This is a genomic window from Vescimonas fastidiosa (assembly GCF_018326305.1).
GTDB classification, from domain to species: Bacteria; Bacillota; Clostridia; order Oscillospirales; family Oscillospiraceae; genus Vescimonas; species Vescimonas fastidiosa.
Genome location: NZ_AP023415.1, coordinates 212,343 through 233,944 on the forward strand (window position 1 = coordinate 212,343; position 21,602 = coordinate 233,944).

Genomic DNA, 21,602 nt, shown 5'->3' on the forward strand with positions numbered 1-21,602 from the left:
AATCCTTTTGTCGGAAAAACCCGGAGGGTTTTTCGACAGTCTCAAATACCATCGCATTCCTACGATGGTATTTTTCTTGCAGAGAGAGTGTCGGCAGGGGAGGGGATCAGCCCTCTGCTGCTGCGGCCTCCTCCGCCGTCTCCGGCTCCGTCCAGTCCACCATGGTGGCCACGCAGCGGTTGATGTTTTTCCCTTCCCCGTAAAACTTTGCCTCGTAGTCGGTCATCACACCCACGGGGCCCTCCCCGTGCAGGTCCCGGGTCACCTCCGACAGGGTGAAGCCAAACTGCGGGATCTCCTCCACGGACCAGTCAAAGAGCTTGTCATTGTCCGTCTTAAAGTGGATCTGTCCGCCCGCTTTCAGCACCTGCCGGTATTTTTTCAAGAAATTTCCGTGGGTCAGCCGCCGCTTTTTTTGGTTGCTCTTGGGCCACGGGTCACAGAAATTGATGTAAATGCGGTCCACCTCTCCCGGGGCGAAGAGCTCCGGCAGCAGCGCCGCGTCCGCGTCAATAAAAAACACATTGGAGAGCCTCTGCTCCGTCACCCGCTCCATAGCCACCACCATGGCGTCCGGCACCTTTTCCACGGCGATGAGCAGGGTGTTCGGCTGGGCCTGGGCGGTTCCGGCGGTGAAGCGCCCCTTGCCGCAGCCCAGCTCTACCTCCAGCCGCTCCGCCTGGGGATACAGCTCTCGCCACCGTCCCCGCATAGCCTCCGGCTCCCGGACCCAGCAGTCCCGGCAGGACTCCATACGGGGCTGCAAATTTTTCTTTTTCCGCATACGCATAGCCTTGTTTCCTCCGCCGATACCCTGCCGCAGCAGGGCAATATTCATTTCATTATACCATAGAATTCCTCCTTGCGCAAACCCATACGCCCCATTTTTTGTCAAAATCCTCCCTCCCGGTTCCTGCCTTGGCGGTTTGCCTTGAAAAGTGTGCAAAGAAATCCGCTTTCTTTTGTGCGATATGTAAAATTCGCAAAATGTGACCGAGAAAGACTTGATAAAAATTAAACGATATACTATAATTGAAGCTGTATGAAAGGGTCCTCTTGCGCCTCCGAGAGAGCAAGTCCGCCCCGTCAAACAAAACCGCCGGGCGGCAGGAACTGCACATCCGGCGGGATAGAAGGAGGAACTATTGTGACCAACATTCTGTTAGAAAAAAAGGGCAGCATTGCCGTGGCCACTATCAACCGCCCCAAGGCCCTCAACGCCTTGAACTCTCAGGTCCTGGAGGATCTGAACGAGCTGCTGGATCTGGTCAATGCGGATGAAGAGATCCGTGCCCTGGTGCTTACGGGCAGCGGCGAGAAGGCCTTCGTGGCCGGCGCCGACATCGCCGAAATGAGCACCCTCACCAAGGTCGAGGGCGAGGCCTTCGGCAAAAAGGGCAACGATGTATTCCGCAAGCTGGAGACCCTGCCCATTCCCACCGTCGCCGCGGTCAACGGCTTCGCTCTGGGCGGCGGCTGTGAGCTGAGCATGAGCTGTGACATTCGCATTTGCGCCGATACCGCCGTCTTTGGCCAGCCCGAGACGGGCCTGGGCATCACCCCCGGCTTCGGCGGCACCCAGCGCCTGGCCCGTTTGGTAGGCCCCGGCATGGCAAAGCAGCTTATCTATACCGCCAAGAATATCAAGGCTGACGAGGCTCTGCGCATCGGCCTGGTGAATGCCGTTTATCCCCTGGAGGAGCTGATGCCCGCCGCGGAGAAGCTGGCCGCCACCATCGCCAAGAACGCCCCCATCGCTGTTCGCGCCTGCAAGAAGGCCATCAATGAGGGCCTGGAGGCAAAGATGGACGACGCCGTGGTCATCGAGGAGAAGCTGTTCGGCAGCTGCTTCGAGACCGCCGACCAGAAGGAGGGCATGGGCGCTTTCCTGGAAAAGCGTAAGCACGAGCCCTATCAGAACAAGTAAGTTAATTAACAGGCTCCGGCCTGATGATTAAATAGTTTTCATTATTATAATAGGAGGAAAACAATTATGAAAATTGCAGTATTTGGTGCCGGCACAATGGGCAGCGGTATTGCCCAGGTTTTCGCAGCAAAGGGCCACACCGCCCTGATGTATGCTTCCAGCGTACAGAGCGCACAGCGCCATAAGGATAAGCTGGCTGCCTCTCTGGCTAAGAAGGTTGCCAAGGGCAAGATGGATCAGGCTGCTGCCGATGACATCATGTCCCGCATCCTGGTGGAGGAGATGGACGCTGCCGCCGATGCCGATCTGGTCATCGAGTGCGTTGCCGAGAATATGGCCGTGAAGAAGGAACTGCTGGCTAAGCTGGATGCTATGTGCAAGGATAGCACCATCTTCGCTACCAATACCTCCTCTCTGTCCATCACCGAGATGGCCCAGGGTCTGAAGCACCCCATGGTCGGTATGCACTTCTTTAACCCCGTTCCCGCCATGAAGCTGGTGGAAGTTATTGCCGGCGGCAACACCCCCGCCGAGCTGGTCGAGTGGACCAAGAACCTGTCTCTGGAGATCGGCAAGACCCCCGTGGTGGTCAATGAGGCCCCCGGCTTTGTGGTCAACAAGATCCTGATCCCCTATTGCAACGAAGGCGTTTGCGTTCTGCAGGAAGGTGTTGCTTCTGCAGAAGATATCGATATTGCTATGCAGCTGGGCTGCAACCACCCCATGGGCCCCCTGCACCTGGGCGACCTGATCGGCTGGGATGTGGTCCTGAACATCATGGATGTCCTCTTCAATGAGACCCACGACAGCAAGTATCGCGCAAATGTCATGATCCGTAAGATGGTCCGCGCCGGAAAATTGGGCATGAAGTCCGGCGAGGGTATCTTTAATTACAAAAAGTAAAATTCGGTAAAGGAGAAAAGAGTATGGATTTCCATCTGACTAAGGAACAGCTGCTCGTTCGCAAGATGTATCGTGAATTTGCAGAGAACGAAGTAAAGCCCCTGGCTGCTGAAATCGATGAGGAAGAGCGCTTCCCCATGGAAACCGTCGAGAAGATGGCTAAGCTGGGTATGATGGGTATTTACTTCCCCAAGCAGTACGGCGGTGCCGGCGGCGATGTGCTGTCCTATGCAATGTGCGTGGAGGAGCTGGCTAAGGTCTGCGGTACCACCGCAGTTATCGTTTCCGCCCACACCTCCCTGTGTGCCGCTCCCATTTTTGAGAACGGTACCGAGGAGCAGAAGATGAAGTATCTGCCCGACCTGTGCTCCGGCAAGAAGATCGGTGCCTTCGGTCTGACCGAGCCCGGCGCCGGTACCGACGCCCAGGGTCAGCAGACCACCGCTGTCCTGGATGAGTCCGGCGAGAACTACATCCTGAACGGCTCCAAGTGCTTCATCACCAACGGCAATGTGGCCGACACCTTCGTGGTTATCGCCGTCACCGGCAAGACCACCGACAAGCGTGGCCGCAGCCTGAAGGAGATTTCCGCCTTCATCGTGGAAAAGACCGACCCCGGCTTCACCCAGGGCAAGCATGAGAAGAAGATGGGTATTCGCGGCAGCTCTACCTGCGACCTGATCTTTGAGGATTGCGTTATTCCCAAGGATCGTATGCTGGGCAAGAAGGGCGAAGGCTTCAAGATCGCCATGAAGACGCTGGACGGCGGCCGTATCGGTATCGCTTCTCAGGCTCTGGGTCTGGGCGAAGGCGCCGTTGAGGAAGCCATCAAGTACACCAAGGAGCGTGTTCAGTTCGGTAAGCGCATCTCCCAGTTCCAGAACACCCAGTTCCAGCTGGCTGATATGCACACCCGCATGCAGGCTGCTCAGTATGTCGTGTACGCTGCTGCTATGAAGAAGCAGAACCACGAGCCCTACTCCATGGACGCTGCCATGGCTAAGCTGTTCGCTGCCGAGGCCGCTTCCGATGTGACCCGCCGCGCCGTGCAGCTGTTCGGCGGCTATGGTTACACCCGTGAGTATCCCGTGGAGCGCATGATGCGCGATGCCAAGATCACCGAGATCTACGAAGGCACTTCCGAGGTCCAGCGCATGGTTATTTCCAGCCACCTGGGCGTTAAGTAAGTAAGGAGGTAAAAGGTAAAATGAAGATTCTTGTAACTGTAAAGCAGGTTCCCGATACCTCCGGTAAGGTGGCAGTGAACCCCGATGGTACCCTGGACCGTGCGTCCATGCAGACCATCATCAACCCCGATGACCTGAACGCCGTTGAGGCCGCTCTGGCTCTCAAGGACGAGCTGGGCTGCAAGGTCGTGGCCTTCACCATGGGTCCCCCTCCTGCTGAGGGTATGCTCCGTGAGCTGATGGCCATGGGCGTGGACGAGGGCGTTCTCATCACCGCCCGTGAGTTCGGCGGCTCCGATACTTACGCCACCTCCCAGATCATCGCTGCCGGCATCGACACCTACGGCGTGGAGGATGACGACATCATCCTGGCTGGCCGTCAGGCTATCGACGGCGATACCGCCCAGGTGGGTCCCCAGATCGCTGAGAAGCTGCACCTGCCCCAGATCACCTATGCAGGCGAGATCAAGAAGGACGGCAACACCCTGACCGTGAAGCGCATGCTGGAAGACGGCTACATGACCGTCAAGGTCAAGACCCCCTGCATGATCACCTGCATCAAGGAGCTGAATCAGCCCCGTTATCTGTCCGTGGGCGGCGCGTTCGACGCTTATTCCAAGCCCCTGGTCACCATGACCTATGAGACCCTGAAGGATCACCCCCTGATCGATGCCACTACCATCGGCCTGAAGGGTTCTCCCACCAACATTCTGACCTCCTTCACGCCTCCTCAGAAGGGCGCCGGCATGATGCTCGAAGGCGCCGGCAAGGAGACCACCGACAAGCTGGCAGGCATCCTGGCCGCCAAGCACATCATCTAAGGAAGGAGATAAGAAAATGGCTTTTAATAGTGCTGATATCGGCGCGTTCAAAAATGTATGGGTATTTTGTGAGCAGCGCCAGGGCAAGATGATGCCCACCACCTTTGAACTGATCTCCGAGGGCCGGAAGCTGGCGGACGAGCTGGGCGTAGAGCTCTGCGGCATCCTGCTGGGCGACAATGTGGACGCCATCGCCCCCGAGCTGGGCAACTACGGCGCCGACAAGGTGTATGTGTACAACAGCCCCCTGCTGAAGGACTACACCACCGACGCTTATACCAAGGTCATCTCCGAGGCAGTGGAGGAGATCAAGCCCGAGATCCTGCTCTTCGGCGCCTCCAACATCGGCCGTGACCTGGCTCCCCGGTGCGCTGCCCGTCTGCACACGGGCCTGTGCGCGGACTGCACCCACCTGGACATTGATATGCCCATCTACAAGAACTTCCTGAAGGAAGCTTCCACTCTGCCCGCCGAGCGCATCGAGAAGCTGGGCACCGTGAAGATCAACGGTGCTGACCACGATGTGTCCCGCGACATCAAGATGACCCGTCCCGCTTTCGGCGGTCACCTGATGGCCTCCATCTTCTGCCCCCGCTTCCGTCCCGCCATGGCCACTGTGCGCCCCGGCGTTATGAAGAAGCGCGAGTGCAAGAAGAATGTGGAGATTCTGCATCCCGCCTTCAACCTCACCGAGGCCGACATCAAGACCGAGGTTGTGGAGGTCGTGAAGGCTGCCAAGAAGCTGGTTGACCTGATCGGTGCGGACTTCATCGTGTCCGTGGGCCGCGGCATCAGCAAGGATGTTGAGGGCGGCATCAAGCTGGCCGAGGAGCTGGCTGAGGTCCTGGGCGGCGTCGTGGGCTCCTCCCGTGCCTGCGTGGACGCCGGCTGGATCACTGCTGACCATCAGGTCGGCCAGACCGGTAAGACCGTGCATCCCAAGGTTTATATCGCCCTGGGCATCTCCGGCGCCATCCAGCACAAGGCCGGTATGCAGGACTCCGAGTGCATCATCGCTGTGAACAAGAACGATACCGCTCCCATCTTTGAGGTGGCTGACTACGGTATCGTGGGTGACCTGTTCAAGGTCGTTCCCGAGCTGATCGAGTCCATCAAGGCTGCCAAGGCTGCGCAGTAAACTCTTTTTACCGATTCAAAAGGGCTGTCCCACTCCGGGACAGCCCTTTTGTCGTCCCTGGCGAAAAATCTCCGATTTTTCTGCCAAAAGGCCCCCAGTCTGCCTCGCGGAGTTTGCCGCCTGCGGGCGGCAAACTCCGCGAGGCATTTTAACGGGGGTGCATTCTCCCTCGTAGGGGCGACCCTTGCGGTCGCCCACCGTCCCACCGCACCACCGTGCCCTCCGTAGGGGCGACCCTTGCGGTCGCCCGCCGTCCCACCGCACTACCATGTCCTCCGTAGGGGCGGGGCTCTGCCCCGCCCCTACGGAAATCCCCTAACACTTGTAGGGGTGACCCTTGCGGTCGCCCGCCCCACCGCACCCCATGCAAGACCCCGTGTCATTGCGAAGCCAGCGCGTACACTGGCTGTGGCAATCCGTAACCCCAACCCCCGCGCCTAAACACAACAAAAGCATCCCGGGCCCTCCCTCCGAAGGACCCGGGATTCATTTTCTACAAGAAGTGTCTCACTTCACCCAAATTTTCTTCTTCAGCATCCAGGCTGCGCCGGTCACAGACAGCACCATGGCCGCTGCCATCATGACCATGTGGCTGTTGTCGCCGGTGGCCGGAGCCTTGACCACCAGGGGGATGGTTTCGGTTTTAGTGGCCTGGCACACCTGGCAGGTGTAGGTCTTTACGCCGGTTTCTGTGGTGGTGGCGGCCTTGGTCACTGTGCCCTGGTCCCAGGTGTGCTCGTCACTCTTGGCCAGCACCTTCGTCTGGGTCGCCTCGCAGAACTTGCAGGTCTGGGTGGCCTCGCCCTCTGCCTTGCAGGTGGGGGCCGTGGTGGTCACCCACTCACCGTAGCTATGTTCGTGGGACACAGTGTGCTTGTAAAGCTCCAGGGTCAGGCTGTGGGCCTGCTTGGCCAGGGCCGCACTATGCTCGGTGGCATAGGCTTTTGCCGCATCACCGCTCATGCCGCTCAGGGCCGACTTCATCTCCAGGGCCTTTTCGTAGCAGATCTGCTGCATCTTCGCCAGCTCACTGTGGATCAGAGCGTTGTCCTCAGCGGAGCAGAGGTCAGACAGTGCGTAGTTGGACAGCGCATCCACGGTCCAGTAGTAGCCCTTTTCCCAGCCCTCAGGCAGCACCACATACTTGGTGGCGTTCTTCTTATAGCTGCCGTAGTTCGTTTCAGGCTTGATGGCGGTAACGGTAGCCTTCTGGCCGCCGAACTTGTAGCCCTCATACATATCCGTGGTCAGAAGAGGGAAGTAGGGAATAGCCACGGTGTACTGCCCGTTCTCCATGGCCAGCCATTCGATGGTGCCGGTCTCCATAGGCGCATCGGATTGGATCTGGAAGATGTGCCACTCCAGGTTACTTGTGTTGCCAATGCCTTTTACCTTGTAGAAATCCACCATATTTTGAACGCCGATCTGGCCCAGCTTGTTCTGAATGTTGGTGTACAGAGCGGTGATCTTGCCGTCTTTTACATTGGAAATGGTGTAGTCCTCCGGTGTCAGGGTGGCCGCCGTCTCGGAGCCGCCGTTCAGGAAGTAGTTGATGCCGTTCACTAGCCGTCCGCTGGGGGTGCCGGATGCATAGTAGCAGTAGGATTTAAAAACATCAATGGTGTTCTCGTTCTTGTCACCCACAAAGGTGCCCGCCTGCTCGGCCACGGAGATCAGGTTTGCGGAGGCAATGACATTCTCCGTGTCGTCCAGATCCACCAGGCCGATGGCGCCCATATTGGGGTTAATAGTGATCATGTGGGAGCTGAGCTTTATGGCGGTGTAGGTGTGGCCGGTGAAGTTCTCCACATACCAGATTTCGTTCTGATCGGCAATGAGTACGCCGGATTTTTCCTCGGCACCTACGGTGTTGTAGATGTTCAGCAGCAGCTCCACGCCCTCCTTGGCCGTGGTGGCCTCGCTGAGGAGGATGGTGGCCATGTCGCTCTCGCACATACCGCCGCCGACCATGTGATCCACACCGGTGACCTTGATGTTGGCCCGCAGCGTCACCATTGCGGAAACGGACACGCCCTTTTCGTTGGTGCCCACCTCCTCCATGGGGGTATGGGGATGGGTCTGCCCGCAGTCGGGGCACACGCCGGAGGTGATGTCATCGGAGGTGGCGGTGTAGGAGTAGCTGTCATGGGTGAAGGTGTGGGTGAAACCGTAGCAGCCCTCGTACACACTCCCGGCCTTGTACTTGCCGTGCTGATTCACATAGGCGATTTTATTGTAGCTGTTGGAGAAGTCCTCACTTCGCGCCAGGAAGGAAGAGCCGTCGCTTGTCAGATCAGAGCCCACATACACCATGGTGCAGGCCGAAGCGCTGATCACGCACAGCAGCAAGGTGGCTGCCATCGTTGCCATCAGGAACCAAATTTTCTTCATCGTTTTCATTTTTGTTCTCCCTTCCTGTGCCGAACCTCCTTTGGCGCTGAGGAACGCACGGTTTTGTGTGATGAGCTTATTATACATAAATATTCATAACTGTCAAGAATAAAGTGCATAAATATTAAGATAAATTGAATATTTAGCATGAATATACGAATGGAATATACAAAAGAGGAAAGCTGTTGTAAAAAACCACCAACGCCCACGCACCCGGAAACCCACAGCGCTCACCCAAATCTTGACGAACGCCTTCTTTTTCGGTATACTATCAAAAAACGGAGGAGGCGTATACTTATGGGAATTGTTGCCATGATCGGGCTTATATTCGGACCCTTTGTCAGCCTGCTGTTTGCGGCCTGGTTCTATGTCCGCTGGCAGAACGAGGAGGATGAGGAGCTGGCCCTGCATAACAAAAAAATATGCTTCCGGGCGCTCATCGCCGCCGCCATTTTGCTGGTGGTATTCGGCATTTTGAAGCTGATCTTCCCCGTTGCATAACCCCATACCATCATAAAGGGCGGGACCCATGTGTCCCGCCGCCCCCGTACCTCATGTTCTCCGTAGGGGCGACCCTCGCGGTCGCCCGCGGGCGGGGCAGAGCCCCGCCCCTACGAAATTCTATCGCTAAATGGTGCGTAGGGGCCGATGTGGCCATCGGCCCGCCCCACCGCGCCCCTTGTAACACATCCGTAGGGGCGACCCTTGCGGTCGCCCGCTGTACCGTACCCCATGTAACCGTCCGTAGGGGGCGGCGGTTGCCCACCGTCGTGCCAACCGATTCCCGGCCACTGTTGTGGCCGCCAATCGGGGCACTTCCTCGAAATCAGCTCGCTTCTTCCGCCACTGGCGGCGCTTCGCCGATTTCCCCGACGCCCCGATTCACAGCACTTCTTGTTATCTGTAGGGGCGGACGCCCCTGTCCGCCCGTTGTAAAATCTCTCAAATATGCGTAGGGGCGGGGTTCTACCCCGCCCGCTGTTCACCCCCACACCACCCCAAAAAAAACGACCGGCTCGCAAGCCGGTCGTTCCCTATTCCAATTCAAAATCCTTTACACAAAATCCGGGTATCCATCCTTCAGGCTCTCGTCGTAAATGGCCCGCTCGCCGCCGATGAACTTGGGCCGCACCCGGGCCGCCAGCACAATGGCGCTGCCAATGTGATTCTGGTCCAGCCGCACCGGCACGGCCACCTTCTTCAGGTGCATCCCGATGAGCGTCCCGCCGATGTCCAGGCCCGCGTCGGCCTTGATCTCCTCCAGAGCCACCGGCTGACGGAAGCTGTTGTATGCAGCGGTGGCAAAGGAACTGCCCGCCTTGGGCTGGGGCTTCACATTCACGATCTCTGCGCCCCGCACCGCCTCGTATTCCACGATCAGCGCCCGGTTCAAATGCTCGCAGCACTGGGCTGCGATGTAAATACCCTGGGGGGCGAACACGCCATTAAGGCCGCTGAAAATGGCCTGGGCGATCTCCGGAGTAGACCAGCTGCCCACCCGGCGGCCCACCACCTCGCTGGTGCTGCAGCCCACCACAACGATCTGCCCTTGGTGCAAATGCGCCGCTTCAATAAGCTGCTGCGCGGCCCGGGCGGCCTCGCTCTGCACCTGCCAAAACAGGTCCTTTTGTTCCAATTCATGCACGGTTCCGGCCATGATCTCAACATCCTTTCTTGTCATCCAACAAAGCAGCGACCGACAGGAGCCTCGCCCCTGCCGGTCTGCTCGTATGCACAGTGTATCACTGCAGAGCCAGTTTGTCCAGTACCTTGCTGCGCTTGAGCAGGAAGAAAAGCACCAGACCGATCACCAGACCCATGGCCGCCTGCACCAGGTTGCCGGGGATGCTGGCTGCCGCACCGATGCCCTTGCCCAGCAGCAGGGCGGCATAGCCGAAGTAACCGGCTACCATGATGACCTCTGCCACCACGCCGCTGACGGCGTAGCCCGCGGCCTTGTTACCCATAGCCTTGGCCAGCAGCGCCGCCGCAATGGCCATGCAGCCCTTGATAACAAAGGTGCCCGGTGCATAGTGGGCGTAACCGTTGAGCAGGTCCGTCAGCATGGAGCCGATGCCCGCTGCCGCGCCGCCCCACCAGGGGCCCAGCATCCAGCCGCTGAGCAGCACACAGCAGTCACCCAGGTTCACATAGCCCTGCATAGGGGAGGGGATCTGCACCACCATGGTGGCCACATAGGTCAGTGCCGCCATCAGGGCCGCAAATACCATTTTACGAATGCGCATATCTTTCATAGAAATTCACCTCTTGCTTTTTGTTGCTGACTGTATTATAGTGTAAATTGGATATATTAAAATATCCATAATGATATTCTTTGATAATACCAGTTGGAGGGGCCATGCTGACCTATACACTTGAAAAAAAGGAAAAAGAGAGCCTCTATGAGCAGCTTTATCGCTTCATCCGGGAGGATATTCTCTCCGGGCGGCTGCAGACCGGGGAACGCCTGCCCTCCAAGCGGATGCTGGCCCAGCATTTGGAGGTCAGCATCATCACCGTGAAGAATGCTTATGAGCAGCTTTTGGCGGAGGGGTACCTCTATGCCCGGCAGCGAAGCGGGTATTTCGTCGCCCCGGTGGAGCGCCCGCCCCAGCCGAGACAAAGCGAACTTTTTGGGTGTCCGAATGTCACCGCTGACGGCACCTTTACTTCACCAAATTTCACCGGAAATGGCACCGATTTCACTGCCGATTCCCGGCCCTGGCTTCTGGATTTTGCCTCCGGGGCCATGGACCCGGCCTATTTCCCCTTTACCGTTTGGGCCAGGCTCATGCGCCAGACCATTTTGGAGCAGGATAAGGAGCTGCTGCGTGCCGCCCCCTATAACGGCGCATCGGAGCTGCGTGTGGCCATCGCCGGGTATCTCCGGCAGTTTCGTGCCATGCAGGTGGACCCGGAGCAGATCATCATTGGCGCAGGCACGGAGCTGCTGTATAATTTGCTGATCCAGCTTCTGGGCCGGGACAAGTGTTATGCCGTAGAGGAACCCGGATACAGTAAGATCACCGCCATCTACGAGAGTAACCAAGTCCGCATTCAGCGCATCGGCATCGACAATGCGGGCCTGTCTGTTCCGGAGCTGCGCCGGGGCGACGCCCAGGTGGTCCATATTTCCCCCACCCATCACTATCCCACCGGCGCCGTTATGCCCATTGGCCGCCGCCGGGAACTGCTGCGCTGGGCGGCGGAGCAGCCGGAGCGGTACATTTTGGAGGACGACTACGACAGCGAGTTCCGCTTCGTGGGCCGCCCTATCCCCACTCTGTATTCCACGGATGAAAACCAGTGTGTGGTCTACCTGAATACCTTTTCCAAGACCATTGCCCCCTCCATCCGCATCAGTTACATGATTTTGCCGCCCCGGCTTTTGGAGCGATACCGGGATAAGCTGGGCTTCTACGCCTGCACCGTCTCCGGCTTTGAGCAGTATACCCTGGCTAAATTTTTACAGCAGGGTCATTTCGAGCGGCACCTGGGCCGTATGCGCACCCGTTATCGGCAAAAGCGCGACCGGGTCATTTCGGACTTTCTCCAGGGACCCCTGGCGGGCCGGGTGCAGATCACCGGCCAGGACACGGGACTTCATTTTTTAGCGGAGCTGCAAACCGCTCTGCCGGACGAAGAGCTTCAGCGCAGGGCTTCGGAGGCGGGGCTGCGCCTGGCCATGCTGTCGGACTATTACCGGCAGCGCTCCATCGCACGCCGCCACACCTTGGTGGTGAATTATTCCGGCCTGGACCTGCAGCACCTGCCCCAAGCCCTGCAAATACTTGCCGATATTTTAGAGGAGGAATCACCGTGTACGACGAATTAACAAGGAGCGACCTGCAAAAAATGCAGGAGGAGATTGACTACCGCACCCGCCAGCTGCGGCCTAAGCTCATTGAGGATGTGCAGACCGCCCGGGCCTTCGGGGATCTCAGTGAAAACTTTGAATATAAGTGCGCCAAGCAGGAGAAAAACCGCAACGACAGCCGCATCCGCTATCTGCAGCGCATGATCAAGACCGCCAAGGTCATTGAGGATAAGTCCGACGAGTCCACCGCAGGGCTCTACGACACGGTGGAAATTCTTATGGAGAGCACCGGCAAGACCCGCCGCATCACCCTGGTCACCACGCTGCGCCAGGACGCGCTCAAGGGCCTTATCAGTAAGGAGTCTCCGGTGGGCCGGGCGGTCCTGGGCCGCAAGGCCGGGGACCGGGTGCAGGTGCAGATGGAAAACGGCAGCACCTACTGGCTGCAAATTCAGAGCGTAGAAAAGGGGACGGACGACGGTTCTATCCCCATCGGCAGTTTTTAACGGGAGGGATACACTATGGAAAAACCTTGGGCCATCGTCTCCGGTGGCAGATTTTCGCCCCTGACGGATTTAGAAAAGTGCGGCTATATCATCGCCTGCGATAAGGGCTATGTATATTTGGCGGAGCGCGGCCTGCGCCCGGACCTGCTGGTGGGGGATTTCGACTCCTACACTGGACCCTTGCCGCAGGAGGTGCCCCGGCTGGATCTGCCTGTGGAGAAGGATGATACCGACACCATGGCCGCCATTCGCCATGCTGTGACCCAGGGCTGCAAAGAAATCTGGCTGTACTGCGCCTTGGGCGGCCGGCTGGACCACCTGCTGGGAAATCTGCAGGCGGCGGCCTTTGCCGTGGCCCACGGCGCCCGGGTGCGCATTTTGGATAGGGAAAACGAGATCACGGTCTTTACCGCCGATACCATCACCGTCCCTCCCCGGGCGGGCTGGTCCCTCTCCGTGCTGGCTCTCACCGACCAATGCACCGGTGTCAGCATCCACGGCACCAAATATGAGCTGGACCAGGTCACCGTGACCAATACCTTCCCCATCGGCATCAGCAACCAGTGGCATGGGGAGGCCAGGATCAGCGTGGAAACGGGGATCCTGGCGATTTTGGAGTCGAGAATGTAAAGGAACATAAGTCGTTTTTATGGCGGGGCCAGGGGCCCCGCCGTTTTTGCGCGTTATGTGGGGGCGGTGGGGGCGGACGACCGCGAGGCGTGCGGGAAAAGAATCCCCCAGTCACGGCTTCGCCGTGCCAGCCTCCTTTAGGCAAGGGGGCCGTAGGGACGGGGGATGCGGATTGCCACAGCCAGTTTGCGAACTGGCCTCGCAATGACAGGGAGCTTTACATGGAGCGCGGTGCAATTCCAGCGGGCGGACAGGGGCGTCCGCCCCTACGGAAGTGTATCTTGCGGTGCGTAGGGGCGGGGCTCTGCCCCTCCCGCGGGCGGGGTAGAACCCCGCCCCTGCGGACGATTCAACGATAGAACTTCGTAGGGGGCGGCATCCTCGACGCCCCAGCGACACCAGCTATCAAGTTTTGCGTAGGGTGGCGTGCCCTCACGCCGCCGCAATGGTGCTATGGTTATCGGACGGCGGGCTGGGGGCAGCCCGCCCTACAGAGCATATAAGGGCTCGAGGGGACGGGAGATGCGGATTGCCACAGCCGGTGTGCGCACCGGCTTCGCAATGACAGGGTTTTTGCAAGGGGTGTGGTGCAAGTCCGGGCGGCGGGCTGGGGGCAGCCCGCCCTACGGAGGGTTACAGAGGTGCGGTAGGCGGGCCGATGTGGGCATCGGCCCCTACGGATGGATTCTTGATGTAGCCATATAGGGCGGGACATATGGGCTCCGCTCTGCATTTTGACCTTTAATTTCATTTTCCATTTTCATATTTTGGGGAAAAGGCGGCACAATAGGGGTATATTTTTATTGGGAGATGAATGTATGACCGCAAAACGCTTAGGCCGCCAGACGGTGGCGCTTTCCGACCCGGTCAGCGTCCTGTCCTTCGCCAATATCGGCGGCAAGCAGGAGGCCCGAGGCCCCCTGGCCGGATATTTCGACGAGCTGAATTCCGACGCTTACTTCGGCCAAAAAAGCTGGGAAAAGGGCGAATCCGCCATGCAGCAGTTCGCCCTGAGCCGGGCAATGGAAAAGGGAGGCATTACCGCCGAGGAGGTGGACTGCGTCCTGGCCGGAGACCTGCTGAACCAGTGCATCGGCACCTCCTTTGGCCTTCGGGACTTCAAAATCCCCTTCTACGGACTCTACGGCGCCTGCTCCACCATGGGCGAGAGCCTGTCCCTGGCGGCGTTGCTCATCGACGGCGGCTTTGCCTCCATCGTGGCCGCCATGACCAGCTCCCATTTCTGTACCGCCGAGCGTCAGTACCGTATGCCCGTGCTCTACGGCAACCAGCGTACCCCCACTGCCCAGTGGACGGCCACCGCCTCCGGATGCTGCATCCTCTCCCGTCGGGGAGACGGCCCCTATATCACCCATGTCACCTGCGGACGCATTGTGGACCTGGGCATCAAGGACGCCAACAACATGGGGGCGGCTATGGCTCCGGCGGCCTATGACACCCTCTCGGCGGTGCTTCGGGAGACCCACACCACCCCCGAGGACTATGACCTAATCCTCACCGGGGATCTGGGGGAACTGGGCCGGGACATCGTTGCCGATTTTTTCCGGGAGGACGGAATCGACCTGGGCCGGCGCTACACCGACTGCGGGCTGCTGCTCTATGACCGGGAGGAGCAGGATATGCACGCCGGGGCCTCCGGCTGCGGCTGCTCGGCGGCGGTGCTCAGCGGCTATGTCCTGGGCGGAATGCGGGCCGGCCGCTGGGAAAAGGTCCTCTTTGCCCCTACCGGGGCGCTGCTCTCGCCCACCTCGTCCTTTCAGGGAGAGAGCATTCCCGGCATCTGCCACGCGGTGGTGATTTCATCGAAAAAGGAGAATTGACATGCAATATCTTCAGGCGTTCCTCTGCGGCGGCGTTCTCTGCGCCGTCGGACAGCTTCTCATCGACAAGACCCAGCTTACCCCCGCCCGCATCCTCACCGGCTATGTGGTGGCCGGGGTGCTGCTTCAGGCTGTGGGTGTTTACCAGGCGGTGGCGGACTGGGGTGGGGCCGGAGCCACGGTCCCCCTGACGGGCTTCGGCTACGCCCTGGCCAAGGGTGTGGAGAAGGCCGTAGCCCAGCAGGGCCTTTTGGGCGCCCTCACCGGAGGCCTTACCGCCGCCTCCGGAGGCGTTGCGGCGGCGGTGGTGTTCGGCGTGGTCATGGCCGTCCTGTGTAAGCCCCGAAATAAGCGTTGACAAATACCATAGGGGGGTATATAATGACCCTTGTAATAAAAATACCCCCAGGAGGTATATGAAGATGGATTGTTGCTGCTGCCATCAGAAAACCAAGCACCGCTCGCCGGAGGAGCAGAAGAGCCTTGTGAACCGTCTCAGCCGTATCGAGGGCCAGGTGCGGGGCCTGCGGGATATGCTGCAAAAGGACGCCTACTGCACGGATATTCTCATCCAGGTCTCGGCGGTCAATGCGGCGCTGAACAGCTTCAGCAAGGAGCTGCTGGCCACCCACATCCGTACCTGCGTGGCCGACGGCATCCGCCGGGGGGAGGACGAGGTCATCGATGAGCTGGTGACCACGCTGCAAAAGCTCATGAAGTGAGAGGTGTTATTATGACGAAGCAATTTGCCGTCACGGGTATGACCTGCGCCGCCTGCTCGGCCCATGTGGAGCGGGCGGTCTCGCAGCTGCCGGGGGTGCAATCGGCGGCGGTGAACCTGATGCTGGGGCGGCTGAACGCCAGCTACGACGAATCAAAAGTCACCTCCGACCAGATCATCGACGCGGTGATCCGGGCCGGGTATGGTGCCCGGGAGGCCGACGCAAACGACCTGGCCCCGGACAAGCGGCAGGACGAAGTGGTTCGGCGGATGGGGCGGCGGCTTTTGTGGTCCGCCGTGTGCCTGGTGCCGCTATTTTACATCAGCATGGGGCACATGCTGGGCCTGCCGGTGCCCGGGCTTTTCCACGAAAATCACCTGGCTATGGCCATAGCGGAGCTTGTGCTGCTGCTGCCCATCCTCCTATTGAACCGGGCCTACTTCACCGTGGGCTTTTCCCGGCTGTTTCAGGGGAGTCCCAATATGGACTCGCTGGTGGCCCTGGGCGCTGCGGCGGGCCTGGTGTACTCCCTTATTGAGATGGGCCTGCTGGTGGCCGGTCATATAGAGGGGATGCCGGACCTGTATTTTGAGTCCGCGGGCATGATCCTTACCCTGGTCACCGTGGGTAAATATCTGGAGCAGCGTTCCCGGAAAAAGACCACCGGGGCCATTTCCGCCCTGCTGCGTTTGGCACCGGACAGCGCTGTGGTCCGACGGGACGGCCGGGAGCTAACGGTCCCGGCGGAGGAGATCGTAGCCGGGGACACTGTCATCGTCCGCCAGGGAGGAAAGATCCCCGTGGACGGTGTGGTAACCGCCGGTGCCGCCACCGTGGATGAATCCGCCCTCACCGGGGAGAGCCTGCCGGTGGAGAAAGGGGAGGGGGCCGCCGTATCCTCGGCCACGGTGGTGCTGTCGGGCTATTTGGAGCTGGAGGCCCGCCGGGTGGGCAGCGACACCACGCTGTCGCAGATCGTCCGCCTCATGGAGGAGGCCGCCTCCTCCAAGGCACCTATCTCCCGTTTGGCTGACCGCATCAGCGCTGTGTTTGTCCCTGTGGTCATCGGCATCGCGCTGGTCTCGGCGCTGCTGTGGTATTTCGCAGGGGGGCAGGGCATCCGTTTTTGCCTGTCCATCGGCATCGCCGTGCTGGTCATCTCCTGTCCCTGCGCCCTGGGCCTGGCTACCCCTGTGGCCATTATGGTGGGCACGGGCAAGGCCGCTCAGAGCGGCATTCTGATTAAGTCTGCCGAGAGCCTGGAGCTTCTGGGCAAGGCCCAGACCGTGGTTCTGGATAAAACCGGCACCGTTACCGAGGGGAAACCTCGGGTCACGGACATTGTCTGCACGGGTCCCACGGAAACGGAGCTTCTCCGGGTGGCGGCCTCTGTGGAAAAGCCCTCGGAGCATCCGCTGTCCGTAGCCATCGGACAGGCGGCCCGGGAGCGGGAGCTGAAGCTCTTTCCGGTGACGGATTTTACCTCCGTCCCCGGCGGCGTTCGGGCCACCCTGGACGGCTCCGTAGTCTGCGCCGGAAACCTGGACTACATGACCCGCTGCGGCGTAGATACCCGGGCGGTTTCCGATATGGCCCGGACCTTGGCTCAGCAGGGGAAAACAGCCCTGTATTTCGCCCGGGAGTCCCGCCTGCTGGGGCTCATTGCCGTGGCGGATGTGGTGAAGCCTGACAGTGCCGCCGCTATTGCCGCCCTCCGGTCTGCGGGCCGGGAGGTGGTGCTGCTCACCGGAGACAATGAGACCACCGCCCGGGCCATCGCCCGGCAGGTGGGGGTAGAGCGTGTCTTGGCCCAGGTGCTGCCTGCGGACAAGGCCGACTGTGTTGCAAAGCTCCAAAAGGAGGGACGCTGCACCGCCATGGTGGGTGACGGTATCAACGATGCCCCGGCTCTGGCCCGGGCGGATGTGGGTCTGGCCATTGGTGCGGGCACGGACATTGCCATTGAGTCGGCGGATGTGGTACTTATGCGCAGCTCCCTGTGGGACATCGTCACCGCCACGGAGCTGTCCCGGTCCGTTATCCGCAACATCCGGCAGAATCTGTTCTGGGCCTTTATCTATAACGCCATCGGTATCCCCGTGGCCGCAGGGATTCTGTACCCGGCCCTGGGCATTACCCTGAACCCTATGATCGCCGCTGCCGCCATGAGCCTCAGCTCCGTGTGCGTGGTGACCAATGCCCTGCGCTTGCGTCTGTGGAAGGGGCCGACCTGCCCTGTAACGCAGGAGAAAATCACCAAAGAAAATCAAACAATGAATCAGGAGGAAACCGATATGAAGAGAATTTTGACCGTGGAGGGCATGATGTGTACCCACTGTTCCGGCCGGGTGGAGAGCGCCCTGAACGCCCTGCCCGGGGTCAGCGCCCATGTGGATCTGGAGAAAAAGACGGCCACTGTCACCGCCGCCCCGGAGGTTACGGACGCTATGCTCCGTAAGGCCGTAGAGGACGCCGGCTACAAGGTCACGAAAATCCAGTGATTTCCGCTGCGTGGCGGGCGGCTATGCTGGCGGTATCGTTACCGAGCGGTGGCCCGGTAAAATAAGCTGCTGAAATGAGAACAGTAAGCCCCGGATCGACGCTTTGGGGCTCACTGTGTTAAAAAAGCCTCGCAGAGTTTGCCGCCCGCAGGCGGCAAAGAAATAAAATCATTTTCTCTCGCGACATGCGCGTGAGAGAAAATACAGCTCGGGCTGCCAGTGTGGAATTTGTCCGTCACAGACGGGCAAATTATGCGCGCAGCAGACCGCAAACCTTTTGTCGGAAAAACCCGGAGGGTTTTTCGACAGGCTAAGCCCCGGAGCATCGCTCCGGGGCTCAGTTCTCTTCCGAGTCAGGCCGGGTAGGCAGGGGCCGGAAATCCGGTTTTCCCGGGAGAAGTCCCTCTCCTTCACGCCGACGCGGAGGAGGGGGCGGGATAAGCGCATCATTTTCACCGCTGTAAAAGGCCCGGTTGTTCTCCACCAGCTGCGCCAGGGTCACAGGGCGATAGAAGTTCACATCCACACCGGCGTTGAGCATTCGGGGCATCTGCCGGAGGATGTCGTACTCCGGGCCCCGGGCCTGGTGCAGGTGGCCGTGTATCATGTAGCCCCGTTTGCGGTAGAGAATAGGGTAGTGGCAGAGAAGAATATGGGTTTCGCCGTCGTCGATCTCGTTGAAGTCGGTGACGGTCTCAAAGTAATCGAAGAGCTTTGGGGCGTTTTCAAACCCGGTGTCGTGATTGCCCCGGATCAGGTGCTTGCGCCCCTGCAGGCGGCCCAGGGCGTCCCCGGGCACATAGCCGCCGTTGTAGCCCACATCGCCCACCACATAGACGGTGTCCTTGTCTGTGACGGTTTCATTCCAGAGTCGTATCATAGCCTCATCCATCTCCTCCACGGAAGCAAAGGGCCGGCCGGGCAGAAAAGGTTTATAATGAAAATGAAGGTCAGCAGTATAAAAAATCATCCCAATACTCCTATTGCGGCTATGCCGACGGTTAAATGAGAGAAAAGCACGGCTGCATTCAGCGTATCAGAAATGGCCCTCTGTGTCAAGGCGGAGGGAATAGCGTGGGCCGAGAGCACTGCAAGCTGCCGGAGCGGACTCTGTACGGAAGGAGGCAGAGGAAAGGCACAAATCTACACAAAAAAATGTTTTATTTTTCTTGAAAAAAATACTTGCATTCTACCCTGAGATATGGTATTATATTCAAGTCGTCAGGAATAATATGCGCCGTTAGCTCAGCTGGATAGAGCGTCTGGCTACGGACCAGAAGGCCGGGGGTTCGAATCCCTCACGGCGTGCCAAAAATCCTCGAAATCGTAAGATTTCGGGGATTTTTGTTTGCATAAGTTGTTGTTTTCTCCCGCTGCTTTTTTCTGACCCAAACGCTGACCCCAACGGGAGCGGATAGCGGAAAGGTCTATACCGCACGGGAGAGGATGCTCCCCATGGTTTGCGCCGCCTTGAGCTGTGCGTCGGTGGTGACGTGGGCATAGGTGTCCAGCGTGAAGCCCGCGGAGTAATGACCGAGCATCGAGGACACGGTTTTTACATCCACGCCGTTTTGCAGCGCCATCGTTGCGAAGGTGTGGCGCAGGTCATGAAAGCGTATCCGTGGCAGTCCTGCCCGTTTCAGCACCCGCTGGAGCATATGCAGGACGCTGTCCGGCGACATGGGGCCTCCGGTGGGCGATGGAAATACCCACTCGCTGCTTCCCACCTTGTTTTTCTGTGCCTTTAGAACATCTATCGCGTCTGCCGACAGCGGCAGCGTGCGGTAGGCGTTTTTCGTTTTCAACGGTGCCTCGACTACTTTGCCGTTTTGCCGGGAAATGGCCCGTTGGATTTTCAGTATGCCATGGTCAAGGTCGATGTCCGTCCATTTCAGCCCCAGCAGTTCGCCCCGCCGAAGTCCGGTGGCGAGGTCAAGGTAGTAGAGCTCGTACACGCCGCTGTCCCTGGCCTCCCGGAAGAAGGCGCTGAGTTGGTCGGAGGTCAGCGTTTTCATCTCCTTGTGTTCGACTTTCGGCAAGGCGCAGCCCTGCGTGGGATTTTTCGTGACGAGGCGCTGTTCCATGGCAAGGTTGTATGCCGAGCAGATCATCTGGTGGATGTTGCGCACCGTTTTGGGAGCCAGACCTTTCGGTTTCTTTTTCGCTTCGATGCGGTCTACCCGGCCACCATCCAGCAGATGCTTATAGAACCGCTGCAAGTCCAGAGATGTCAGGTCTGCCAGCGGAATGCTGCCGATCTGCGGCTTGATGTGGTTTTTCAGAAAGCCTTGGCTGGTCTTGAACGTGGGCGGTCTGAGTTTTACTTTCGCGTAGTTCTCCATCCAGACCTCCAGCCATGTTCCCACCGTGTAGGTCTTGGCCCGTCCATAGTCGATGCCCACATTTTCCTCGATGGCTTTCTTCAGCTTTTCTTTTACTTCCGCTTGCGTCTTTCCAAGAACGTTCTTGATGATGGCTTTTCCGGTTTCCGGATCGTGACCGACTGTGTAGCGGCCCTCCCAGCGTCCATCCTTTCTCTTTCGGATATTCCCTTCGCCGTTTGCTCGTCGTTTTGGCATAAAATCAGCCTCCTTTGTAACGGCAAACCATACCGTAAACAGCAGAGGAAAGCTATGGGGAAGCCACACTATTATCAGAAAGTTATCAATTCTCAACCGCCGCTTATCTTTGTTTATGGCGTAGCAAGATTTGAGCTGCTACGGAGACTTCCGCCGACTACAACGGTATAAAGCGTACCGATTTTCTATCAAAGCGCCGCCGCAAACCGTTGTGACACGGGGCTTTGCGGCGACTTTTCTCGAATTTAGCGTCAAACCGTTCTGGGAACCTCGAAAAAAGCGTCAATTTCCAAAACCCGCAAATCCTTGCGGCAGCTCGCACTGCGGGCTGCTGTGAATAGGCATTGGTGCGAAAAGCGCCAATGCCTTTCTCCTGCTCTGATTTCGGCGCACTGAAAATTGGGCCCAAAACGGGCAAAACTGCCGGGGGGCTATCTTCACCCGCCTGTGTTCCTGCGAGGGCACACAGCGGCTTACGGGGGCAAACACGGGGCTTCTGCGACCTGTGCCGCCAGCTTCTGCTGCACTTGCTGACGCTCTAGCTCGGCCATTTGCCGCTGGTAACGCTGCTCCAAGACATCGTACATAGGGACGATATAAGATATGCACCGGGAGATGTCAAGTCGGGGCGAATGACGG

19 protein-coding genes and 1 tRNA gene are annotated in these 21,602 nt (G+C 59.0%); 14 read left to right on the forward strand and 6 right to left on the reverse strand.

Going from position 1 to position 21,602, the window contains the following annotated elements; translation table 11 throughout:
- Positions 1 to 106 precede the first annotated feature (106 nt).
- Positions 107 to 895, reverse strand: a complete 789-nt coding sequence (gene trmB, locus KI236_RS00995; protein ID WP_228738063.1) for a tRNA (guanosine(46)-N7)-methyltransferase TrmB — start codon at positions 893 to 895, stop codon at positions 107 to 109.
- 252 nt (positions 896 to 1,147) lie between these two features.
- On the opposite strand from trmB, the gene KI236_RS01000 reads away from it, so the two are divergent.
- The 5 genes from KI236_RS01000 to acrA all read left to right on the forward strand — a co-directional run bounded on the left by KI236_RS01000 (position 1,148) and on the right by acrA (position 5,976).
- Positions 1,148 to 1,927: an enoyl-CoA hydratase-related protein gene (locus KI236_RS01000; protein WP_228738064.1), complete on the forward strand. Its 780-nt coding sequence runs from the start codon at positions 1,148 to 1,150 to the stop codon at positions 1,925 to 1,927.
- Positions 1,928 to 1,993: 66 nt separating this feature from the next.
- Positions 1,994 to 2,830 (forward strand): 3-hydroxyacyl-CoA dehydrogenase family protein, encoded by an 837-nt coding sequence (locus KI236_RS01005; protein ID WP_212818570.1) that lies wholly within the window; start codon positions 1,994 to 1,996, stop codon positions 2,828 to 2,830.
- Between the two features lie 23 nt (positions 2,831 to 2,853).
- Complete coding sequence (locus KI236_RS01010) at positions 2,854 to 4,017, forward strand: acyl-CoA dehydrogenase (protein ID WP_212818572.1); 1,164 nt, start codon at positions 2,854 to 2,856, stop codon at positions 4,015 to 4,017.
- Positions 4,018 to 4,037: 20 nt separating this feature from the next.
- Positions 4,038 to 4,838: an acryloyl-CoA reductase electron transfer subunit gamma gene (gene acrB / locus KI236_RS01015; protein ID WP_212818574.1), complete on the forward strand. Its 801-nt coding sequence runs from the start codon at positions 4,038 to 4,040 to the stop codon at positions 4,836 to 4,838.
- 16 nt (positions 4,839 to 4,854) lie between these two features.
- Positions 4,855 to 5,976 (forward strand): acryloyl-CoA reductase electron transfer subunit beta, encoded by a 1,122-nt coding sequence (gene acrA / locus KI236_RS01020; protein ID WP_212818576.1) that lies wholly within the window; start codon positions 4,855 to 4,857, stop codon positions 5,974 to 5,976.
- A 507-nt stretch (positions 5,977 to 6,483) separates the two neighbouring features.
- Here acrA and KI236_RS01025 read toward each other — a convergent pair.
- Positions 6,484 to 8,376 (reverse strand): C69 family dipeptidase, encoded by a 1,893-nt coding sequence (locus KI236_RS01025; protein ID WP_212818578.1) that lies wholly within the window; start codon positions 8,374 to 8,376, stop codon positions 6,484 to 6,486.
- Positions 8,377 to 8,664: 288 nt separating this feature from the next.
- On the opposite strand from KI236_RS01025, the gene KI236_RS01030 reads away from it, so the two are divergent.
- Positions 8,665 to 8,868, forward strand: coding sequence for a hypothetical protein (locus tag KI236_RS01030; protein WP_212818580.1), 204 nt, complete (start codon positions 8,665 to 8,667; stop codon positions 8,866 to 8,868).
- A gap of 553 nt (positions 8,869 to 9,421) precedes the next feature.
- Here KI236_RS01030 and KI236_RS01035 read toward each other — a convergent pair.
- Positions 9,422 to 10,024 carry a TIGR01440 family protein gene (locus KI236_RS01035; RefSeq protein WP_228738065.1) on the reverse strand — a complete coding sequence of 201 codons (603 nt, stop codon included), beginning with the start codon at positions 10,022 to 10,024 and terminating at the stop codon, positions 9,422 to 9,424.
- Between the two features lie 85 nt (positions 10,025 to 10,109).
- Positions 10,110 to 10,622, reverse strand: coding sequence for an ECF transporter S component (locus KI236_RS01040; protein WP_212818581.1), 513 nt, complete (start codon positions 10,620 to 10,622; stop codon positions 10,110 to 10,112).
- A gap of 104 nt (positions 10,623 to 10,726) precedes the next feature.
- On the opposite strand from KI236_RS01040, the gene pdxR reads away from it, so the two are divergent.
- The 7 genes from pdxR (at position 10,727) to KI236_RS01075 (ending at position 18,384) form a co-directional block, all read left to right on the forward strand.
- The gene (gene pdxR / locus KI236_RS01045; RefSeq protein ID WP_212818583.1) at positions 10,727 to 12,202 is read left to right on the forward strand and encodes a MocR-like pyridoxine biosynthesis transcription factor PdxR; all 1,476 of its coding nucleotides are present in this window, start codon (positions 10,727 to 10,729) and stop codon (positions 12,200 to 12,202) included.
- Positions 12,187 to 12,690: a GreA/GreB family elongation factor gene (locus KI236_RS01050; protein WP_212818585.1), complete on the forward strand. Its 504-nt coding sequence runs from the start codon at positions 12,187 to 12,189 to the stop codon at positions 12,688 to 12,690. Before pdxR ends, KI236_RS01050 begins: the two co-directional genes overlap by 16 nt.
- A 15-nt stretch (positions 12,691 to 12,705) precedes the next feature.
- Positions 12,706 to 13,320 carry a thiamine diphosphokinase gene (locus tag KI236_RS01055; RefSeq protein WP_212818587.1) on the forward strand — a complete coding sequence of 205 codons (615 nt, stop codon included), beginning with the start codon at positions 12,706 to 12,708 and terminating at the stop codon, positions 13,318 to 13,320.
- Positions 13,321 to 14,138: 818 nt separating this feature from the next.
- Positions 14,139 to 15,161 carry a stage V sporulation protein AD gene (gene spoVAD, locus KI236_RS01060; protein WP_212818589.1) on the forward strand — a complete coding sequence of 341 codons (1,023 nt, stop codon included), beginning with the start codon at positions 14,139 to 14,141 and terminating at the stop codon, positions 15,159 to 15,161.
- 1 nt (position 15,162) lies between these two features.
- Positions 15,163 to 15,519, forward strand: a complete 357-nt coding sequence (gene spoVAE / locus KI236_RS01065; RefSeq protein WP_212818591.1) for a stage V sporulation protein AE — start codon at positions 15,163 to 15,165, stop codon at positions 15,517 to 15,519.
- Between the two features lie 58 nt (positions 15,520 to 15,577).
- On the forward strand, positions 15,578 to 15,883 hold the full coding sequence (locus tag KI236_RS01070; protein ID WP_212818593.1) for a metal-sensing transcriptional repressor: 306 nt from the start codon (positions 15,578 to 15,580) through the stop codon (positions 15,881 to 15,883).
- A gap of 11 nt (positions 15,884 to 15,894) precedes the next feature.
- On the forward strand, positions 15,895 to 18,384 hold the full coding sequence (locus tag KI236_RS01075) for a heavy metal translocating P-type ATPase (RefSeq protein WP_212818595.1): 2,490 nt from the start codon (positions 15,895 to 15,897) through the stop codon (positions 18,382 to 18,384).
- 337 nt (positions 18,385 to 18,721) lie between these two features.
- Here the strand turns inward: KI236_RS01075 and KI236_RS01080 are convergent, their stop codons facing one another.
- Positions 18,722 to 19,354, reverse strand: coding sequence for a metallophosphoesterase (locus KI236_RS01080; RefSeq protein ID WP_212818597.1), 633 nt, complete (start codon positions 19,352 to 19,354; stop codon positions 18,722 to 18,724).
- A gap of 264 nt (positions 19,355 to 19,618) precedes the next feature.
- Between KI236_RS01080 and KI236_RS01085 the strand changes: the two genes are divergently transcribed.
- Positions 19,619 to 19,695: transfer RNA gene (locus KI236_RS01085), tRNA-Arg, on the forward strand.
- Positions 19,696 to 19,811: 116 nt separating this feature from the next.
- On the opposite strand, the gene KI236_RS01090 is transcribed toward KI236_RS01085, so the two are convergent.
- Complete coding sequence (locus KI236_RS01090) at positions 19,812 to 20,963, reverse strand: tyrosine-type recombinase/integrase (protein ID WP_212818599.1); 1,152 nt, start codon at positions 20,961 to 20,963, stop codon at positions 19,812 to 19,814.
- Positions 20,964 to 21,602: the final 639 nt, after the last annotated feature.

What these genes read in the sequence shown, in the direction of transcription:
- spoVAD (WP_212818589.1), top strand. Translation starts at nt 14,139, where the DNA reads ATGACCGCAAAACGCTTAGGCCGCCAGACGGTGGCGCTTTCCGACCCG.
- pdxR (WP_212818583.1), top strand. Translation starts at nt 10,727, where the DNA reads ATGCTGACCTATACACTTGAAAAAAAGGAAAAAGAGAGCCTCTATGAG.
- spoVAE (WP_212818591.1), top strand. Translation starts at nt 15,163, where the DNA reads ATGCAATATCTTCAGGCGTTCCTCTGCGGCGGCGTTCTCTGCGCCGTC.
- KI236_RS01080 (WP_212818597.1), bottom strand. Translation starts at nt 19,354, where the DNA reads ATGATTTTTTATACTGCTGACCTTCATTTTCATTATAAACCTTTTCTG.
- KI236_RS01025 (WP_212818578.1), bottom strand. Translation starts at nt 8,376, where the DNA reads ATGAAAACGATGAAGAAAATTTGGTTCCTGATGGCAACGATGGCAGCC.
- KI236_RS01055 (WP_212818587.1), top strand. Translation starts at nt 12,706, where the DNA reads ATGGAAAAACCTTGGGCCATCGTCTCCGGTGGCAGATTTTCGCCCCTG.
- KI236_RS01005 (WP_212818570.1), top strand. Translation starts at nt 1,994, where the DNA reads ATGAAAATTGCAGTATTTGGTGCCGGCACAATGGGCAGCGGTATTGCC.
- KI236_RS01035 (WP_228738065.1), bottom strand. Translation starts at nt 10,024, where the DNA reads ATGGCCGGAACCGTGCATGAATTGGAACAAAAGGACCTGTTTTGGCAG.
- acrA (WP_212818576.1), top strand. Translation starts at nt 4,855, where the DNA reads ATGGCTTTTAATAGTGCTGATATCGGCGCGTTCAAAAATGTATGGGTA.
- KI236_RS01075 (WP_212818595.1), top strand. Translation starts at nt 15,895, where the DNA reads ATGACGAAGCAATTTGCCGTCACGGGTATGACCTGCGCCGCCTGCTCG.
- acrB (WP_212818574.1), top strand. Translation starts at nt 4,038, where the DNA reads ATGAAGATTCTTGTAACTGTAAAGCAGGTTCCCGATACCTCCGGTAAG.
- KI236_RS01090 (WP_212818599.1), bottom strand. Translation starts at nt 20,963, where the DNA reads ATGCCAAAACGACGAGCAAACGGCGAAGGGAATATCCGAAAGAGAAAG.
- KI236_RS01070 (WP_212818593.1), top strand. Translation starts at nt 15,578, where the DNA reads ATGAAGATGGATTGTTGCTGCTGCCATCAGAAAACCAAGCACCGCTCG.
- KI236_RS01040 (WP_212818581.1), bottom strand. Translation starts at nt 10,622, where the DNA reads ATGAAAGATATGCGCATTCGTAAAATGGTATTTGCGGCCCTGATGGCG.
- KI236_RS01010 (WP_212818572.1), top strand. Translation starts at nt 2,854, where the DNA reads ATGGATTTCCATCTGACTAAGGAACAGCTGCTCGTTCGCAAGATGTAT.
- KI236_RS01030 (WP_212818580.1), top strand. Translation starts at nt 8,665, where the DNA reads ATGGGAATTGTTGCCATGATCGGGCTTATATTCGGACCCTTTGTCAGC.